19 protein-coding genes are annotated in these 19,820 nt (G+C 44.2%); 1 reads left to right on the top strand and 18 read right to left on the bottom strand.

Annotated features, from left to right (window positions below):
* Positions 1 to 64 precede the first annotated feature (64 nt).
* The 6 genes from AB4407_RS07555 to AB4407_RS07530 form a co-directional block, all read right to left on the bottom strand.
* Positions 65 to 703, bottom strand: a complete 639-nt coding sequence (locus AB4407_RS07555) for a response regulator transcription factor (protein ID WP_176680967.1) — start codon at positions 701 to 703, stop codon at positions 65 to 67.
* Positions 696 to 2,051: a cache domain-containing protein gene (locus AB4407_RS07550; RefSeq protein WP_372119996.1), complete on the bottom strand. Its 1,356-nt coding sequence runs from the start codon at positions 2,049 to 2,051 to the stop codon at positions 696 to 698. Before AB4407_RS07550 ends, AB4407_RS07555 begins: the two co-directional genes overlap by 8 nt.
* 104 nt (positions 2,052 to 2,155) lie before the next feature.
* Positions 2,156 to 3,439, bottom strand: coding sequence for a TRAP transporter large permease subunit (locus AB4407_RS07545; protein ID WP_048664743.1), 1,284 nt, complete (start codon positions 3,437 to 3,439; stop codon positions 2,156 to 2,158).
* A 9-nt stretch (positions 3,440 to 3,448) separates the two neighbouring features.
* Complete coding sequence (locus AB4407_RS07540; protein WP_017060958.1) at positions 3,449 to 3,994, bottom strand: TRAP transporter small permease subunit; 546 nt, start codon at positions 3,992 to 3,994, stop codon at positions 3,449 to 3,451.
* A gap of 228 nt (positions 3,995 to 4,222) precedes the next feature.
* Positions 4,223 to 5,317 (bottom strand): TRAP transporter substrate-binding protein, encoded by a 1,095-nt coding sequence (locus AB4407_RS07535; RefSeq protein ID WP_009847138.1) that lies wholly within the window; start codon positions 5,315 to 5,317, stop codon positions 4,223 to 4,225.
* 521 nt (positions 5,318 to 5,838) lie between these two features.
* The gene (locus AB4407_RS07530; protein ID WP_004740184.1) at positions 5,839 to 6,231 is read right to left on the bottom strand and encodes a hypothetical protein; all 393 of its coding nucleotides are present in this window, start codon (positions 6,229 to 6,231) and stop codon (positions 5,839 to 5,841) included.
* 220 nt (positions 6,232 to 6,451) lie between these two features.
* On the opposite strand from AB4407_RS07530, the gene AB4407_RS07525 reads away from it, so the two are divergent.
* Positions 6,452 to 7,252, top strand: coding sequence for a DUF2982 domain-containing protein (locus AB4407_RS07525; protein ID WP_372119993.1), 801 nt, complete (start codon positions 6,452 to 6,454; stop codon positions 7,250 to 7,252).
* Positions 7,253 to 7,359: 107 nt separating this feature from the next.
* Here the strand turns inward: AB4407_RS07525 and AB4407_RS07520 are convergent, their stop codons facing one another.
* From AB4407_RS07520 to AB4407_RS07465, 12 genes are all read right to left on the bottom strand, one after another.
* Positions 7,360 to 8,013 carry an MBL fold metallo-hydrolase gene (locus tag AB4407_RS07520; RefSeq protein WP_372119991.1) on the bottom strand — a complete coding sequence of 218 codons (654 nt, stop codon included), beginning with the start codon at positions 8,011 to 8,013 and terminating at the stop codon, positions 7,360 to 7,362.
* 99 nt (positions 8,014 to 8,112) lie between these two features.
* Positions 8,113 to 8,661 (bottom strand): DUF882 domain-containing protein, encoded by a 549-nt coding sequence (locus AB4407_RS07515; RefSeq protein WP_372119989.1) that lies wholly within the window; start codon positions 8,659 to 8,661, stop codon positions 8,113 to 8,115.
* 199 nt (positions 8,662 to 8,860) lie between these two features.
* Positions 8,861 to 10,399 (bottom strand): murein L,D-transpeptidase, encoded by a 1,539-nt coding sequence (locus AB4407_RS07510; RefSeq protein ID WP_372119988.1) that lies wholly within the window; start codon positions 10,397 to 10,399, stop codon positions 8,861 to 8,863.
* Positions 10,400 to 10,480: 81 nt separating this feature from the next.
* A complete protein-coding gene (locus AB4407_RS07505) occupies positions 10,481 to 11,569 on the bottom strand; it encodes a DUF1513 domain-containing protein (RefSeq protein WP_372119986.1) in 1,089 nt (362 codons plus the stop codon).
* Positions 11,559 to 12,620, bottom strand: a complete 1,062-nt coding sequence (locus AB4407_RS07500; protein WP_372119984.1) for an imelysin family protein — start codon at positions 12,618 to 12,620, stop codon at positions 11,559 to 11,561. Before AB4407_RS07500 ends, AB4407_RS07505 begins: the two co-directional genes overlap by 11 nt.
* A gap of 158 nt (positions 12,621 to 12,778) precedes the next feature.
* Entirely contained in the window at positions 12,779 to 14,167 is a 1,389-nt protein-coding gene (locus tag AB4407_RS07495; protein ID WP_372119982.1) for a di-heme oxidoredictase family protein, read from the bottom strand.
* 112 nt (positions 14,168 to 14,279) lie between these two features.
* Entirely contained in the window at positions 14,280 to 15,539 is a 1,260-nt protein-coding gene (locus AB4407_RS07490) for an imelysin family protein (protein ID WP_372119980.1), read from the bottom strand.
* 177 nt (positions 15,540 to 15,716) lie between these two features.
* On the bottom strand, positions 15,717 to 16,352 hold the full coding sequence (gene ribA, locus AB4407_RS07485) for a GTP cyclohydrolase II (RefSeq protein WP_017110963.1): 636 nt from the start codon (positions 16,350 to 16,352) through the stop codon (positions 15,717 to 15,719).
* A 210-nt stretch (positions 16,353 to 16,562) separates the two neighbouring features.
* The gene (locus tag AB4407_RS07480; RefSeq protein WP_170213747.1) at positions 16,563 to 16,739 is read right to left on the bottom strand and encodes a hypothetical protein; all 177 of its coding nucleotides are present in this window, start codon (positions 16,737 to 16,739) and stop codon (positions 16,563 to 16,565) included.
* An 87-nt stretch (positions 16,740 to 16,826) separates the two neighbouring features.
* Positions 16,827 to 17,267, bottom strand: coding sequence for a heme lyase NrfEFG subunit NrfF (gene nrfF, locus AB4407_RS07475; RefSeq protein WP_372119978.1), 441 nt, complete (start codon positions 17,265 to 17,267; stop codon positions 16,827 to 16,829).
* Entirely contained in the window at positions 17,264 to 17,818 is a 555-nt protein-coding gene (locus tag AB4407_RS07470; RefSeq protein ID WP_372119976.1) for a DsbE family thiol:disulfide interchange protein, read from the bottom strand. Before AB4407_RS07470 ends, nrfF begins: the two co-directional genes overlap by 4 nt.
* Complete coding sequence (locus AB4407_RS07465; protein WP_372119974.1) at positions 17,799 to 19,715, bottom strand: heme lyase CcmF/NrfE family subunit; 1,917 nt, start codon at positions 19,713 to 19,715, stop codon at positions 17,799 to 17,801. The genes AB4407_RS07470 and AB4407_RS07465 overlap by 20 nt, the downstream gene beginning before the upstream one ends.
* Between the last annotated feature and the right edge of the window lie 105 nt (positions 19,716 to 19,820).

The raw sequence follows: 19,820 nt of genomic DNA, 5'->3' as shown, positions 1-19,820 counted from the left end.
TAAAGGAGGCCTAAACTACACATTTAGTAATTAAATTACACATTTAATGTAATTTAGCGTAAGATCAGTCCACAAGCCCGGAGCTGACCGCGTACTTAGCAAGCTCAGCTGTAGAGTGAATGTCGAGCTTATGCTTGATATTTTGCCTATGAGTTTCTACCGTTCGATAGCTGATATTCAGTGCCTTCGCGACCTCTTTGCTACTCTCTCCTTTCGCGACTAATTTCAACACCGCTTCTTCACGTCTGCTCAATGGATTCTTCACAGATTGCGTCGGAGTAATTGGCTGAGTAAACAAATTCTGCGTCACTTTTTCACAGAAATAGGTCGAGCCTTGATTGACCGTTTTGATTGCTTGCACCATTTTTTCAGCCGAAATCTCTTTCAACATATAGCCGACTGCACCCGACTGCATCACCTTCATGATGTATTCACGGTTGTTATGCATGGTCAGCATCAGTACTTTTGCTTCTGGGTCTTCTTCTTTAATCAGGTGGGTCGCGTCAATGCCATTCATGATAGGCATACTGATATCCATCAACACCACATCAGGGCGCAGCGTTTTCACTATCTCGACGGCTTCTAGCCCATTACTGGCCGTGCCGATCACGCTAATATCTGGCTCAAGTTCCAATCTCGCCATAAAGCCATCCATTACCACTTGGTGATCATCAGCGATCACAACTCGAATAACTTCACTCATTCACTAATCCTTCTAGTGTCAGTAACACTGTAATTTCTGTTCCGAAGCCAATTTCACTCATTAGTTCAAAGTCACCACCAATGAACTCCACTCGCTCTCTCATATTGCGCAGACCGATCCCTCGTTTTTCCATCGCTTTATAGGTATTGAAACCGACACCGTTATCTTGAATCAGTAACTGCAGTACATTACCAATTTGCTGCGCAATGACAGTTACTTTGGTCGCTTGTGCGTGTTTCTCTATGTTATTCAGTGATTCTTGTACCACTCGATAAAGGGTCGTCGCCGCTTCTGATTTCAACTTGCCCGGTTGCGTAGCAAACATGGTCTCGACTTCTATGCCCGAGTGCGCCTGAAAATCTAACAACAATGAAGACAACGCCGCTTCTAAACCAATATCATCCAATGAACTTGGGCGAAGTTGGTGTGAGATATGCCTCACCTCTTCGATGGCTCGCATCAGTGAATGCTGTGATTTATTCAGATGCGCTTTTAAGTCTTCACTCTGTAACTTATTACCAAGTAGCTCCAAGTGGCAACGACTCGACACTAATAATTGATTAATACCATCATGTAACTCACGCGCTAGGTGTTTCTTCTCGTCTTCTTGAAACATCACCGTCTTATGTGCAAGTTCTTTGAGATTGTTATCGGCAATGCGATGTTCATGCATGTTAATGGCTAAGGTCAGCACGATAATAACCGCGACAGTCACGCTCAGAATTACCACAATAGAAAAGAACGTGGTTTCGATATTCTTGTTAATTTCAGCCTGCATCGAGGCCACTTCTTGATGCACATCTTCGATATACAAACCGGTGCCAATCATCCAGTCCCAACGCTCTAACCAAGCGGCGTAACTCAACTTAGACACGACCTCACCCGTCGACGGCTTTTGCCATAAATACTGGTGAAATCCTCCGCCCGATTGTGCTTCTCTTAACAGGGCTTCTATCAGAAAGTCGCCATCTTCGTCTTGCAGTTCAAGTAGGTTTTGACCAATCAATTCAGGCTGGATTGGGTGAACTAAATTGGTGCCGTGGCGATCGTAGGCAAAGAAGTAACCATCAGACCCATACCTAAGTTTAGACAGTATGCTTCGAACTTCTGTTTTAGCTTGGGCTTCTTGGATATCAGGGTCGTTGTAGATGTGCTCAATGGCATCGAATGCGAGGTCTACTGTGTCCTTGAGTGCGTTTTCACGCGACTTGATTAAGCTGTCTCGGAAGATCTCGACCTCTTTCGCACCCAAAGTTTTGGTTTGGTGTAACGAGATCCAACTAATGCTCGCCGTTACCAGCAGCAACGGGAGTAGCGTCAGCAAAATCAGCTTAGCTTTTAGAGGCATTCCTTTTCCTCACTAAAAACGGCCTATTGAACATCAATAAGCCGTTTTATTTTAGCAATTTATAGATAGCCGTTGAAACATATCATTCACATTCTTGGCGTCACTCACATTCCATAGAAGGCAGGGAAAGCGAGAAGTGATCCAAGTACGAGGATCTGAATCAGAATGAATGGCATCACACCGCGGTAGATATCTTTCGTGGTGACGCCTTTTGGTGCCACGCCTTTTAGATAAAACAGGCTAAAACCAAATGGCGGCGTCAGGAATGAGGTTTGCAGGTTCATCGCAATCAGGATAGCGAACCATGTCATGTTGATACCCATTAGCTCAGCAACCGGCGCAATGATCGGTACGATGATGAAACAGATCTCTACGAAATCGATGAAGAAACCCAGAATCAAAATCACTAACATGGTGATAATCAGGAAGCCCCACTTCTCACCCGGAAGCTGTAGCATCCACTCTTCAACCAGATAATCACCACCGGTATAAGTGAACGCCATCGAGAACGCAGTCGCACCCAGCAAGATAGCAAATACCATCGCCGTTACTTTCACCGTCTCTTTCGATGCGTCATACACCATCGACCAACTAAATTGACCGTACAGCAGTGCCAATACCATCGCACCCGCGCCACCTAATGCAGCAGACTCTGTTGGCGTTGCCACACCCGCAAAGATAGAGCCCAGTACGACTATGATTAACGCGAGAGGGGGAAGAATCGCTTTAAGTGCATCTAATACTTCTTGCTTGCGGCTGATTGAATCGTCTCGCTCAATAGGTTGAGCTGCTTCAGGGTGTAGCTTGGCGTATATCAAGATGTAAAGAATGTACGCGCCGACTAACATCACGCCCGGCCAAATCGCCGCTTGAAATAAGTCCCCAACTGGCACACCTAGTACATCACCTAACAAGATCAATACGATGGATGGCGGAATGATTTGCCCTAACGTACCAGACGCACAAATGGTGCCGCACGCTAGGCCTTTGTCGTAATTGTACTTGAGCATCACTGGCAACGAGATAAGTCCCATTGCAACAACAGAAGCACCAACCACACCAGTAGAAGCCGCAAGCAGTGAACCTACTAATACGGTTGAAATCGCGATACCGCCACGAACGCCACCAAACAGTCGCCCCATAGACTCAAGCAACTGCTCAGCAAGCTTGGTCTTTTGTAGAACAAGCCCCATGAAAACAAACAATGGAACGGCCATCAGCACCGTATTTTCCATAATTGATTGAATTCGATATGGCATAAAGGCAAACATTTCGATGCCCTCAGCCCAAACGCCAAAGATTAACGCGATACCACCAAAGGTGAACGCAACCGGGAAGCCAAGTAAAAGTGCAAACAAGGCTACGAAAAACATTACTATTCCAATCATGTTCAGCCTCTACTTGTTCTTTGTATGAATATTGTTTGCATGGATAAGGTGCGGATTAAAAATCTTGTTCAGTGAATGCAGGATCAAACCTACGCCACTGAGTGCCATTAAGAAGAATGACAACGGGATCATGGCTTTGATGATCCAGCGATACGGCAGGCCACCCGGATCGCCTGAGGTTTCACCAAGTTCATAGCTCTCTTTGGCCACATCAATACCAAACCAAGCTACCAACAAACAAAACGGCAGTAGGAAGATAAGCGTACCTAACAGATCAATAATGGCTTGCGCTTTAAAGCTCAACTGCTCATAGAAGACGTCGACTCGAACATGACCACCCGCTTTGATGGCATATGGCACACCTAATAGGAAAACGGCAGAGAACAGATGCCATTCCATCTCTTGGAAGGCGATAGAGACATCGTTGAAGGCATATCTCATGACAACGTCATACACGACGTTGGCGATCAGTAAAATAAACAACATACTGGAAAGCCATCCCAGTGCATCACCGATACGATTAAACAGGCGTTCAATATAAATTAGACTTCGCATTCCCGACTCCATGGAATTTGAAAAGACATCGCGCTGTACAGCTAACCCAACTAAAAACGATTCAGTTTATAGCTAGCAATAGGCACGACGTAGAAAGGGTTCTTGGGCGTATTACAGGATTTATCCCGCTTAATTATTATGGTTAAAATGAACCCGCCGCTTAGTCACTCTTAGTTACCTAACAAGAATAGCTTTGGGTTCATTTAGCTTCAGTTCAAAAACTGTCGATTATTTCGCTTGGCTATTTAAATAAGCTCTATGTGAAATATCTGTCCATGAACGAACTTGCTCTAGGTAGCTTGCTTGTGAAGCTTGAATCTCTTTTGCCAAGGCATCTTTTTCAGCGTGCTTAGCAAGTAGGCGATCGTTCGCTTCTTTCAGTGCAGACATAACCTCTGGCGGGAAATCTTTCACTTGTACATCTGGGTATTCTGTTTTCATTGAAACCCAGTTCTTGCCACTTTCGTGCGTAGCTTGTGTGTACATGTCATAAGCCGCTGTACGCATTGCAACACGTAAGATTTCTTGTAGGTCTTCAGGCAGCTTGTTCCACGTGCGTTTGTTCACTAGGAATTGAAGCTCTGAACCCGGCTCGTGCCAACCTGTGTAGTAGTAAGGCGCGATTTTGTGGAAGCCCATTCGTAAATCCAGTGATGGACCTACCCACTCGAGTGCATCAATCGTGCGACGCTCCAGAGACGTATAAAGTTCACCTGGGGCAATGTTGGTCGGTTTAGCGCCTAGCTCAGCCAGAATCTCACCAGCAAAGCCTGGGATTCGCATTTTCAGACCTTGCAGATCTTCAACGCTGTTGATCTCTTTTTGAAACCAACCGCCCATCTGGATATCCGTATTACCACCTGGGAACGACATCAAGTTGTGTGGAGAGTAAACCTGCTCCATCAACTCCATACCGCCACCATGATAGAACCACGCGTATTGTTCTGCTGGCGTCATACCGAAAGGCATAGAAGTGAAGTAAAGCGTGTTTGGAACTTTACCTTTCCAGTAGTAAGAGCCTGAGTGACCCATGTCGTATTGACCAGACTTAACCATGTCAAAAACGCCAAGCGGTGCTTTGTGTTTGTTAGCTGAATCGATTCTGATTTGAAGTCGACCATTCGACATCTTCTCAGCCATCGCCGCCATGTTCTTCGTAGCATCACCGAAAACTGGGAAGTTTGGTCCCCACGTTTCTGCAAGCTTTAAACGGTAAACCTTATCAGCGGCTGTAGCACCAGTAGCGACCAAAGCTAAACAAGCCGCAGCGGTTACTGCAACGTTTTTAAAAACTCGTGTGAGGGAGTTAGAAATGAGACTCATGTTCACGTCCTTTGTTGGGTTAACACTCTTTCTATGAGCATTTTTTATGATTCAACATAAGAGTGCACCGTGATAAGGCAACAAGATATCAGGGAGAGCACGCACGCATGGCGTGAGCAAAGTTACGTATTAGACCAAAGGATTAAGTAGAACTACGTAGGAGATAATTGAATAATGTCGATTTTAAAGGAGTTTGGATATTCACCAAGAGAATGCGTATTGATAAATACTTAAGTAGTTATAATGAACCGCGATTAACAATTGATTCCCATTTCGTGATGAAGCTCTATCCATTGCTGCATTTTAGGGAAAGTCACCCGCGCTTTTTAGTAAGGCGCTCTACTTTAGGGCTTGCTGATGAGAAGCAAAGCTAGAAGTTAAAGTGAACAAGTTAAACGGTAGATTGGAATGGGAATAACCGGTAGATGAGAATAAGCGATAAATGAAGTTTATGACAAATACAAAAAAGCCTCGATAATCGAGGCTTAAAAACTTAACGAAGCGAATGTAATCCCACAGGATTAGATAGCTTTGTAGATAACCTTGTTACCTGCTAGCTGCTCTTTCGCTACTAGGTTTTCTTCAAGAAGTTTTTTCAATGCGCCTGTTGCCCATGAAGCTGCTTTCGCGTCTTCTTGACCAGCTGCTAGGCCGATACCTTTAGGGTTAATGCCTTCAGCATTGCTAACAACGATGTCTAGAACTTGTTGTTGCTTAGGAGTCAGTGCTACTGCAACTTCTTTAGTTGCTGCTACTGTTTTCTCTACCGCTGGTTTTGCTGCTACAGTTTTTTCTGCTACAACTTTCTCTGCGACAGGCTTCGCTTTTTTCGGCGTTGCCACTGCTTTAACTACAGCCGCTTTAGTGCGTTTCTGCAGTTTAGCCTGCACCTTACGCTTATGAGCAAGTCTCATTGAATATTTCTCCAGTTCACTGCTCTTTTCGCAGTGGTGAAAATTTGAAGCGCGATTTATACCAAAAAACGGGAGCTATTTGTAGAGTGAAGCGTCGAAAGTCGACGAAAAATACCGATATTGTCTACTACCGTCTATTATTTAAACATAGACTTATCAATTTAGGGTCATATACACTGGTTATCCATCCAGACAAAAATATGAAAACTTGGTGTTGCCTATGGACACTCGTCACCTTACAAATTTCTCTTTGCCTGCATTTACGCAATCATATCGAATTATCGCCATCATTTTAGGATTCGCTTGCCTAATCATGGCGTTATACATTGATAACCCAAAATTACTGATCGTGGGTGCATTTTGCATTAGCACGCTTTTGGGCACAGGCTATTATTTGATGCTTCGTAGCAGAGTGATGTTCACCCTCACCCCCACTCACTTTCAACAGCATTTTTATAAAGGTGGATGGGTTTTAAAGTGGAGCAATATTGAAAAGATTGGCATGTGTACCTACGAACAAGAAGGGTGGCATCAACCTCTCCCTTGGGTCGGCATTAAAATGAAAGATTACTCGCCCTACCTAGACTCTATTTGCCCAAAGATAACCTGCGAATTATTGCTGAGCCAACGTGCGCTTTTGTACTTGGGAGCTAAACAAGCGGGTAAAGAATCAAACTTTGAAGATATGGTTTTAGACTCATCGCACTACCACACTCGTTGTACCGAAAACGGGTGTGTGGAATTAAGCCAATATAAAGAATCAAAGAATACCGACGAAGTGAGTTTCAGCGCTCAACAAACGCAAATGGATGCGGATTCATCCGATAAAGCAAATAATCACAACGCGGTGATTAAAGACTATTCTGGATTACAGGCGATGCTTGCCAACAGAATGAAATATCAAAGAGGCTTCCACGGGTATGACATTTTCATATCAACCCATGATCTGAATATCAGTGGGGAGGAGTTTGTTGGACTGGCTCGACGCTACTTGGCGGCAGCCGAACGTCTTTCTGATTAAAATTAAACTGGTTTAAAAGTAAAACCGCACACAATAAAAAAGCTTAGCTTCCATAACAAAAGCTAAGCTTCATTTTCAATCGTTCTTATATTAAATCAAAGATTTAATTAATAAAGAGGCATCTCGTCGGCAACGAATGGATTTGATGCGCGCTCACGGCCAAATGTTGACTCAGGACCATGACCCGGTACGAATGTTACATCACTGCCTAGCGGCCAAAGCTTAGTCTTGATTGAAGCGATAAGTGTATTGAAATCACCTTGTGGGAAATCCGTACGACCAATAGCACCGTTAAATAAAACGTCACCAACAAACGCCATGCGCGCTTGCTCGCTGAATAGCACGACGTGACCCGGCGTATGGCCCGGTGTATGGATAACATCAATCACTTGGTTACCAAAAGTCACTTTGTCGCCCTCTTTTAACCAAGTGTTTGGTTCAAAGGCTTTGCACAGTGGGAAACCAAACATCTGGCTTTGATTCTCTAGGCCTTGAAGCCAAAAGTTATCGGCTTTATGTGGGCCAACAATGTTCACGTTCAAGATTTCAGCAAGCGGTACTGTTCCGCCCACATGGTCTAGGTGACCGTGAGTCAATACCAAATTCACCACTTTAACACCTAACTCTTCGATGATAGCAGCCAGTTGCTGAACATCACCGCCCGGATCGACAACGATGCCTTCCATTGTCTCATCACACCACACAATTGAGCAGTTTTGAGAGAACGAGGTAACAGGGACAACTTGATACTTAAGAGACATATACAAACCTTAGAGGGCAAACTGAAATTTGGGCAAACTATGACATTGGATGTCTACTTTGACAAGTACCTAGCATTCGCTCGTAAATTCAGCTTAACGCTACCAACTGCGTGCTGGACCTGTATCAATATGGATAAAGTTGCTACGTGCATAATAACCGACACCACCCGCATTCAGGCTTTTGGCTACGTCTCTTAACTCTTTCAGATCGACACCATCGATACGAAAATCGATCGCTTTGCCTAACATGTGGTAGCTCTTCTTAGCTACGCCACTCGACTTAGAACGCAATGCTTCATTGGTCGCTGGAGAACGGTAACCAGAGATGATTTGAACTTCTTTTTGAATACCTAAGATATTCTGAATCTGAGTAATCTGATCGAACAGGTTCTTATCCATAGGGTGAATCTCATTACGACGGAAGTCACGGCACAATTTGCTTAGACGAGCCATTTCATCACCAACATAGTTAGTACCATCGAAATAACAGGTCTCTAATCGTTCACCTGTGTGAAGATTGTTCATGCTAATCGTTCTTGGTTGATCAGGGTATGAAGCAAAAGCTATAGAAGGAGTAATTGAGGCGACAACAGCAGTACCACCAGCGTAAGTCAGAAACTGACGGCGTGAAAATAAACTTTGAGACATACAGTAAAAAAACCAATTAGATCGAACGAAAAATGCACGATACATAATGGAAATTGCTGCGTCAACGTACAAAAACCGCCCAAAAGGTTAGTATTTGTAACCTTTGCACGGTTAGTTATTGATCCACATTATAATTTCATCAATAGAAGCTTGGTTGTCATTTTTTGGTCAAGATCACCCTTATTGGCTTCACTGATAATTAACCACCCTCTTTATCATACTGATAGATGTCACCACGATACTGAATGCCCCCTTCTTCAAACAGCACGGTTTGATAGATGATGTGCACTGGAATTCGCTTCTTAAGGCGAACCTTAGTATTCGGAGCAAGATCGTCATTTTGATTCGGTACTTTTCTTACCTTGGTAGCAAACAATAATTCAGCCAATTCCTCTGCATGCTCGACACGTATGCAACCTGAGCTATAAGCGCGGAAGTCATCATTAAACAGGCCTTTACTTGGCGTATCGTGCAGGTAGATGGCTCGCTTATTCGGGGTATTGAACTTGTACAAACCTAATGCATTACGCGAGCCTGCCTGCTGACGCATTCGATATGGGAAAGAATTGAAATTAATGGTCTGCCAATCGATCTCCGTGGTGTCAACCGTCTCCATAGTGCGCCAACCGTCAATCACTTGGAAGTTGTGTTTTTCTAGGTAGCTTTCGTCCGCTTTTACCTTAGGCAGGATGTCTTTGACCATGATTTTCCATGGCACATTCCAAGTCGGGTTTAGGATGACCGAATCCAGATTTATCTCTAAAAGCGGTGTTTTTCGCGACTTTCTTCCTACAACAACTTTGGACTCAAACACTTCTTCACCATCTTCCCAATACTTCATATCAAAACTAGGGACATTGACGACGATGAGGGAGTCTCTGTCTCGTGGCCACAAACGCACACGTTCCGCATTCAGAGCTAATGAAGTCAATCTGTCATCAAAGCTCATGTTGATCCATTTGATCGTGTCTGGCCCAACGATCCCATCGTCTGTAAGGCCGTGCATACGCTGAAATGATTTAATCGCTGTTTGCAGATCTCGATCGAACTCGGGAAAGTCGACTGCGATCATCGAGGTATCAACGCCAACCAAAGCAATACGCTCAACAAGGGTGGCTTTGTCTGAAAGTTGGTCAGCCAAGCGTTTCAATCCTTTCTGTTTGTATCGCTCGATATTGAGTTCAGAGGCGGTTTCTAACACCGAATAGGTTGCTTTGAATTGGTCAAAATCCCCAACAGGAGGCGCGTAAGACAATACCATTTCTAATAAGTAATCGTTGGTGACACTGCTTTTCAGTCTCATAAGAATATGCGGAGAAGGCGCAGGCAATTTGGAATGCAGCTTGCCCGAGAAATACCACTCTTTACCGGCAAGTGGCGCATTTTCGACGTAGCTTAGGTAATAGATAAAGGTATCGGTAAGTATGATGTCTAATTCTTGCCATTGGGCATTGGATTGATAGTGGCGGATTTGCTTGAGTTGTCGCTCGAAGAGTGGTGCCATTTGAGCTTGTTCGAGAAGCGACAATTGAAATTCAAACGCTTTAACAAGTTCAGGGGAATCCCACAGAATAGGCAGAGAAGAGTCTTGATAAATACTCTGGGTGAGCTCTGGATAAATCAGCATAAAAGAGAGTTCTGAATCAGCCGGAATAAATCGGCTCTCGTCAGAACTCGTATAGCTCCATGCATGCACAGACACTAACACCAATAATCCACAGAAGTATTTCGCTAACATGCTTAACCCCATCACTAATCATCTCATAAGTATGGCAAAGAAATAGGAGTAAGCATGTTATTTTTTAAGGAGTTTTATGAACTAGATTGCACTCCAGTGATTATCCCACTGGACCGATGATTGCTGGCTAGATTTCTCATAAGGCTTACGTTGGCTCACCACACTGCCCGCTCCGGAGCTGAGTCGAAACTCACCATCAAGCAGCACGGCGCCGGAAGCATCAGACAACGCAGACAGTTCCACTAACTCTTTGGTCTCTTTAGACCAAATACCGTAGCAGTTGCCTCTTGGCGAAGTCGCAATAATCCAATTATCTGATGCTGCGATACTCGCAATATAGTGATTGAACCTTGCCCATTGCTCTGGCTCCGCGTTCAGTGATTCAAATTGCCTACCTTTAGTATGCATCGCTAAAAGCGAAGGATACTCGTCTGGCTCGCCACGATATTGCTGACCACAAAGTACCGTTTCAGCACCATCATGGGCTAAGTGTCGAATGCTCAGCTTCTTGTCTAGCAATTCAACCTGATCAAGCAGCGCACCTTCAGGTGAAACATAGCTCAAGCTCGGTTGCATTGAATCCAAGTTTTTCGGGGTTCTTCCATCAGTATGAACGCCACCAACGCCGATCGCGAGATTACCATCGGGCATGATGATCACTTCATGGGGACCAATTCCAAAGCCGGTGAACTCTTCTACCTTGCGGTAGCCTTGTTCGACATCGTACACACCGATCACACCTTGGCTGCTGTCCGTTTTACCTTCAGTGGCATACAGTAACTTGCCATCTAATGAGTAAACACCATGACCATAGAAGTGACGGTTATTCCCTTTCACCACCATTTTAATCTGCTCGCCCTTTTTATAGTCGAATACCATAAAATAGTCACCAGGACGACGAGCAAAAACCACCGCATGTGATTGAGTTGGGCAAATAGCGACGCCATGACCACGATCGGGAATCGGCAGCTGGCTCAATGGCATCCCATATTCATCAGCCACAACCGCTGAATATTGGCCACGACCATTTAGCGCACAGCCAATCAGCTGGGGATCATTCGATGCACTCACACCATCCTTTCGACTCGCACAACCAAATGGAAGCACAGGAACAGCTGCACAACCCAGTGCAGCCTTGAGTAGCGTTCTTCTCGTATTATCAGTCACCATCGGTAGCATTAAATCCTATTACCACGCCAAGCTCTATCGCCACTTCTTCATGAATCAGGTACTTCAAACGCTCGAGTTTGTTGTATTGAGTCAGCACCTCGCGGTAGCCCTCTTTACTCTGCAGTAACTCGAACAAGCTTGAATCAGTCGGCCAACTCTCTAGCGTCAATGTGAACTGGTCTGCAACACGATCAGCAAGGTCATTTAAGCCCTTCTCTCTCAATAATCCGTCTAAGCCATTACCATCAGCAAGATACAAATTCTGAAGTGCTGCTACGTTTGCTTTTAGTTGAGTCATCGAAGTTTGTGCACGCCATGATTCTGAGAAATAAGGACGCGGATGACCAATTTTCGCCATCGGACGACTCAGCTTTTTCATGCTGTAATCAAGCTGGTTAGTCAATAAAGCGATGTATTCAGATTCCCAACGAGTCTCGTCTAACGCTAACCAAGGGTTAACCTGCCAAGCTTCAGCAATAGAGGCTGATTTCACCGCCAAGTTTTCAGTAATCGCTTGTGATGTTTGGCAGCCTAGTGCTTTGTCTTGAAGCAGTGGCGATTGCTCGTCATAAAGCGACCACTCCAAAGCGCCAAGTCCTTGCACTGTCACACTCTGCTGTGCGATTTCGTCTTGAGACCAAGCTTTATCTTGCTGAGTCAGCTGACGCATTTTTAGGCCTGTGGTGTTCTTTTTGTCTGGCCAAAACTGAACATTCCAGCTCTCTTCCAGTGCCGCTGTTGGGCCTCTTTCTTGTCCTTGCAGTGACATCCAACTGTTCATGGTGAGCTGCCACTGATTTTTCAAAGCATCTAACTCAACATCATTAGTTTGGCAGTAACCCTGCATCAAGACTTCTAGCTCGTTGGCTTGCTTGGCGAATAGGACGGCTGAATCAAACTCTTGTTGATACACACTGCGACTGATGTGATCGGTCGTATCTGCTTGATAAGACACACCATTAACCTCAGATGAAGCAACTTGCTCACCCGATGATTGGCAGCCTGCCATGATTAATACCGACAAAGGCATTAACAAAAATTTATGTGTCATGCTGTTACCTTACTTGCTAATTTTTCTTTTAATTATATGAGTTCATTAAATACCAAACGACCGCTGACCTCGTATTCCTACAAGTTCAGCGGTGCTAAGTGGTTTGATAGCGGCTTTCTTAAGTCACTAGCCATTAACTAAACTGAATTCAACTCAGCCTATAACGAGTTTAAGAACGCCAATAGCGCTTCACGTTCGCTGCTACTAAGAGCTAAAACGTTTTGTTTCGCCATTTCTGCTTCACCGCCATGCCAAAGTACCGCTTCCATAACGTTTCTTGCGCGACCGTCATGAAGCAGGAACGTATGACCATTAACTTCTTTGGTATAGCCTAATCCCCATAATGGCGTCGTACGCCACTCTTGGCCATTGGCAAGATATTCAGGGCGATTGTCGGCTAAGCCTTCCCCCATATCGTGCAACAACATATCGGTATACGGGCTGATTAATTGCTTAGACAACGCAGGTAACCCTTCACGCTCTGCTGTGCGAATTTCAGCTTGGTGGCAACTCTGACAACCAACGTCTTTGAATAATTTTTTACCTTGCACGACGGCTGGGTTGTCGACGTTGCGACGAATAGGGACCGCTAAATGCTGCGAATAGAACTCAACAAAATCTAGAATATTGTCGCTGACTTCTGGCTCGCCACCATTCGGAAAATCATCACAGGTTGATTGCGCTGATGTGCAGTTTTCATTTGGGAATAAGCGACTCGTTAAGCCCAAATCACCGTTAAACGCCGCCGCATTTTGCTGCATTAGATTTGGCTGTCCGGCTTTCCAACCGAAGCGACCTAAAGCCATTTCATTGGTTTGAACATCAAGAACATAGTTGGCTTTACCCGATACGCCCTGTTTATCCGCTGCTTGTTGCTTAGCGAAACCAAGAATCGTCTCTTGAGGAATACTCTCGAGCAGACCCAAACCGATCATTGGCGGAGCAACACGAGCTGAAAACTCAGTTTTAGGATGCATCTCGCCAAAGGCAAGATCAGTAATCTTTAAAATTGGTTTACGCAAAGTAACGACGGTACCGTCTTTGAATTCAACAGCAACATCGGTGTAGCTGATGTTCACTTTACCCTCTGGTTTCACACCTTGAAGCGCGAAATCTTGTAACTGGCCACCGTAAGTCGGTTCTGGAATGCCACCATCGCGAATGAAGGCTTGTCTCTGCTCTGGCGTTTCAGCAGGGATACTTAAGCGGACCAACAATGAAACCGCGTTCTGGTCATCTTTTTCAGGCGGATGACCACGACCATCTTTGATATGGCAGTTTTGACAACCGTTGGTATTGAATAGTGGGCCTAACCCATCACGCGCATCGGTTGATGACGGCGCAGGAACCCAAGGGTTTCTAAAGAAGCTGTTACCTACGCTGAAATCCAAGCGTTTGCTCATTGGAAGGTTGGCTGCAGGAAGAGAAAAAGCGTTCGCGCCCTCTTTCTTTACAGTGGTTTTACCACCAGAGTAGGTTTCATGGGCGTGCAATGGCGATAAGAAAAACAGTGCGGTTAATAGTGAGGCTGAGAGATACGACTTCATACATTGCCTTGCTGTGTTTTTGATTTTAGTTTTTATTAGGGAGTAACTTTCATGAGTAGCATACAATTAAGGGCTCAATGAGAGCCCTTACATTGGATTGGAACTCGGATTCTTAGAACTCGTGATCCGCTGTGTCTGGGTTCAGGCTATCAATGCCAATAACACCAGCAGCACGCTCGATTGCAGCGGTTTGAGACACTAGCGCAACAATAGTTTTGTTTACTAATGCGTTACCCGCAGCATTGTCAGCAGCGATTAGCTGATCGAAGTGCTGGTTATTTTTCTCTGCAGACGTTACTAGCTCGCCTACTTGTGCACGTGCTAGATCAAACTGCTTTTGGATCTCTTTCGCAGCTTGCTCATCTTTTTGCTCTACTAGGTCAAACAGGCTTGGACCTGAAAGTAGAGTACCGTCTTCACGCTTGTATAGACCCGTGTAAACGTTGTAGATACCTTGCTCGTTGTAGTAGTGAGAGTTATGCGTGTTATCAGAGAAACAATCGTGCTCGTCTTCCGTTGAGTTAGCTTCTAGTGCTACCTTCATACGCTCGCCCGCTAGCTCACCTAGAGACAGTGAACCCATGCCGAATAGCATTTTACGTAGGCCATTCTCGCTAGATTCAGAAAGAAGCTCTTGACGGTAGTTGCCTTTCTCGCCTTCAGCCCACTGCTTTTCCATCCACTCTAGGTCTTGGATAAGTAGTTCAGCTGATGCTTTTAGGTATGCGCCACGACGGTCACAGTTACCATTAGTACACTCCGCACCAACAACGAAATCAGTGTAAGCACGCTCACCTGCACCGCTGTTAGTACCGTTTAAATCTTGGCCCCAAAGTAGGAATTCAATCGCGTGGTAGCCAGATGCTACGTTCGCTTCAGAACCGCCGATCTCGTTAAGATCTGCGATGAGCTCTGGAGTAATGTTAGTTGCGTCTACTGTTGTCTGACCAATTTGGAAAGTCTTATTTGCAACGACGTTTGCGCTAGCGCCTTCGTTACCAAGCTCATATTGGTAATCAGAAGAAACGTAGTCGATAAGGCCTTCATCTAGCGGCCATGCGTTTAGTTGGCCTTCCCAATCATCAACAACAACGTTACCAAAGCGGAACACTTCAGACTGTTGGTAAGGAACACGAGACTCAAGCCAAGCTTGTTTTACTTGTTCGAAGTTGCCAGCAGAAGGAGAAGCTAAGAAGGTATCAATAGAAGAGTTCAATGCTTTTGCTGTGATTACTGAATCTGCAAATACTGCATGAGCAATATCGGCGTAATGTTCTATAACTTGATCTTGAGTTACTGCTGCGAAAGAAGAAGCAGAGGCAAAAATGAGTGACGAAGTTACGGCTTTGGTCACTAAAGATTTAATGGTCATGAAGCATCCTTGTTGAGCTTTAAATTATTATTCGTAGTAATAGTGCAAACCATTATCATTTACACTACGGGTTGAAATAATACAAACTTACAATTTTATTGCAAGATAAATACAAAAAAACCTCACATTTGTGAGGTCTTTAAACATTTTTGTGTTAGGCGCAACAGTGGAGGCTAATCAGATGTCCAGATTATGCTTACCGTGTGAGACTTTCGCCTTCAAGTAGCTTTCGTTACCCGATTTAATGTGGGCCGAAGTGTTGACCACTTCTGCAATCTCAATACCAAACTCTTTAAGTTCGTTGATTTTCTTAGGGTTGTTGGTCACCAAGCGGATTTTTGTGGTACCCAAAGCACGCAGCATTTCTGCCGCTTCGGTGAAATCACGTAAGTCGTCGCCAAAACCCAAGTGGTTATTCGCTTCGTAAGTGTTCATCCCTTCGCTTTGAAGGCGGTACGCATCAATCTTGTTGTATAAGCCGATACCACGACCTTCTTGGCGTAGATAAAGAATCACACCGCCAGTTTCACCCATGATTTGAATGGTTTCGTCTAGCTGCTCGCCACAATCACAGCGAGATGAATGAAAAACATCACCAGTAAGACATTCAGAGTGCATACGAACAAGAGGTATGTCTTGTGTCTTATCGGCTGATTTAAATATCACAGCAACATGCTCTTTATCTGTTTTCAATCCATGAAAAGACAGAAGTTCAGCATCAATACTGCTCGTTACCCCTACTTTGAAATCTATTCTGGCACGTACTTCCGCCATATTTATACTCACTTGAAAATTCGATGTATTTAACAACACTACATTATTTGTCTAAACAAGTTTTTGTAGCCAACTATCTAATGATAGACACTATGGGGCTGTTAACAATTTTTTTCAAGGTCGACTACGCATAAAGTGTTACATTATAACAATTAATCATCAAACAAGAAAAAACCCCACATTGGTGATACCAACATGGGGTTAAAAATCAATCAGTAAAGGTTTTAGTGATGCTTTGTTGCTGAACAGTTAGCCTACTTGTGCTTGCTTCCAGATAATAAGCTGAACCCAAGCATTTTCTAATTCTGCTAACTCTTCGTGTGTCAGTATGGATATGCTCGATTTCGCACTGTATTTTTCAGCCCATTTATCGGATTGAACATGAGTATGGAACTCTTTTTTCAAACTTGAGGTTACGTTATCCACAGACACATCCTTAATACTATTTAACCTTTACGATCTGTAAATAATACAAAATGTAGCTCAATTGGTAAACAGCAATATGTGTTTTTTTTATATTTTATTCTTAACACTCACAACCGATATATATATAAATATGATAAATATAACAACCGGAAGTAACCAGAGTAATAGATTTGAATGGTTCATTTTTGGTTTATATAGAACAAAATCACCGAATCGATGTGTCATATATTGGGTTATTTCATTATTGCTCTTGCCTGACTTAACCATATTAAAGACAACGAGACGTAAATCTTTTGCTATTGGGGAGTTCGATTCAATCAGGTTTTGATTCTGGCATTGCGGGCAACGTAGCGTTTTGGCCAATGTAATGGCGCGCTGTTGCTGTTCTGAATTTTCAAATTCAAACAGTTCAACTTGAATACTCGTATCCTTATTACTGGCAGTAAACAGACCTTCCGCCAAGGTTGGAAAACTAATAATCATTAACGTAGACAGCATAGCGAGTGTTTGTATTAAAAGCTTCATCATCCATTAGTACCATCAAAATACATCGCAAGTTCTTCTTGCCACAAGGATTCATTAATCACGCCCAACAACCTCTTAACTATTTGGCCTTCAGCATCGACCAGATACGTTTCAGGGGTGCCGATTACGCCCAACTCTAACGCTAGCTTACCTTGAGGATCACTGATCACAGTAGAGTACGGATTGCCATCGCTCAATAACACATTGATTGCTGCCGCAGAGTTATCTCGATAATTGAGCCCAATAATTGGAATACCTTTATCATTAAGTTTGAGTAAAAAAGCATGTTCGGTTTTGCAGATACCACACCACGACGCCCATACATTCACTAGTTGATAAGGGTGCTGAGTGACATCAGTCAACGTAATTTCCTGTTTGCTACTGATGCCTTCGCTATTGACTAACGCAGCAGACACGAATTCAGGAAATGCCCTCTTCTGCTCCGACACAGTCGTAGATTGTTGCTTATTATTGAGTGCAAAGGCAAAACCCAACACCATCACTAATGCCAAGACAATTAACGTGATGAGCTTGTTACGAACGCTGGTATGCATACTGTGACGCCTTAACGGTTTTCTTTCTACGCTGAGTTAATGAGAGTAAAGCTCCGAGAATGGAGAACAACCCACCAAACCAAATCCAGCGCGCATACGCTTTGTACTGAACACGGAATGCATAGGCTATTGAGTCTACTTTCTCTCCCATGGTGATATAAACATCGCCATGCCAGAACCACTTCATTGCAGGCTCACTCATGTTCATAACACGAACTTGGTAGTGTCTTCTTTCTGGCGCGATGGAAAAGCTTTGCTCGCTAGCATCTAATTCGAGTATCGCTTTTTCTGCAGTAAAGTTGGAGGCGACATAGAGCTCGGTATCACGATGAGAAAGCGTCCAATCCATGAATTCCACCTGTTCACCTGGGCTTAATTTATAGCTACGCTCAAACGAGTGGTAACTGTTCATAGCAGCACCGACAGCCAATACCGCTACTCCAACATGGGCAAAGGTCATCACCCAGACTTTGCGTTGGAACTTGGAACTGCGCGTTACCACCAAGCCATACACATGAGTGAGTAAAACCCAAAATGCGAGTGACCATGTCACTAGTGCCATCACTTGAATCTTCTCTACTTGCAAAGTGTAACAGGCGAACCCCAGACAAATAGATACTAGAGCGATCAACGCAATAACGCCTTTCGATGCTTGAGGCTTAATGCTCAGCAATGGGGCAAGGCCGACGACGGCTAACGCGAGCAAAGCCAAAGGTGCAATCAAGAGATTAAAGTAAGGCGCACCGACCGAGATGTTTCCTAGGCCTAGCAACTCAAAGACCATTGGATAAAACGTGCCGAACACCACGACAGCAGTCGCCAGAACAAAAATAAGCACCGCAACTAAACTCAAAAAGCTCTTACTGGCGAAGCTGGTAATCGGGCTTGATTCAAAAGACTCTCCTCTGACGATAAGTAGAGAAAATGAGCTCACCAAAACCAGCACTAATATCAGCAGCAGCGCGATACCTTTAGTTGGGTCGACAGCAAAAGCATGTACCGATGTTAGTACTCCAGAACGAACAATAAAGGTGCCTAAGATACTCAGGCAAAACGTAATGAAAGCAAGGCTGAGAGACCATTTTAGGAGCTGTTGTTTGCCCTTTGCAACACCTAGGCTGTGCAGTAATGCGGTCGAAGTAAGCCACGGCAACAAACTGGCATTTTCAACAGGATCCCAGAACCACCAGCCGCCCCAACCTAATTCGTAATACGCCCACCACGAACCAAGAATGATCCCTGCAGTTAAAAAGATCCAAGCGACGAGACACCAACTGCGACAATGGGCAACCCAATCAAACTCAATAGGATCAACCAATAAGGCCGCAACAGCAAACGCCAGCACCACGGAAAAGCCGACATAGCCAAGGTAAAGTAATGGAGGGTGAAAGATCAGGCCGACATCTTGCAACATTGGGTTAAGGTCACGCCCTTCTAGCGGCAAGATCGAATTCATTTCAAATGGGTTTGATGCAAGCAAAGTAAACCAAGCGAAGATTGCCAACAATACGTTCATCACCCACAAAACACGGCTTTGATACTCACTTGAGTATTGCTTCTGCAAGGCAATAACACCTGACCAACAACTGATAGTCAGTACCCAAAATAACAAGGAACCTTCATGGCCAGCCCATACGGCTGCTAGCTTAAAAAATGAGGGTAATTGAGTATTTGAATGTTCAGCGACATATAAGATAGAGAAGTCATCACTGACAAAGGCATAACCAAGCAATACGACAGAAGTGAGAGAAAACAATGCACTTGAAAGAGAGAAACTACGGATTAAACCTATATTTTGCGTCCGTTTGTTTAGCATTTGATAAAACGAATGCACACCAATAATGCTACTGAGTACAGCAACCAACACTAAACTAAACAGCCCCAAAGAACCGACCATATCACCTCAATAAGGCTCCGCTAGAGCAGAGCCGATCTGAACACGCATCTCATGTTTACTAAAAGCATGTTCATTAATAAGCAGATGTTTAGTATCCGACATCTG

It is taken from the genome of Vibrio sp. 10N.261.46.E11, assembly GCF_041472735.1.
Classification (GTDB): Bacteria; Pseudomonadota; Gammaproteobacteria; order Enterobacterales; family Vibrionaceae; genus Vibrio.
Note: the sequence above shows the minus strand (reverse complement) of the source record. Positions and strands in the feature narration are given on the sequence as shown.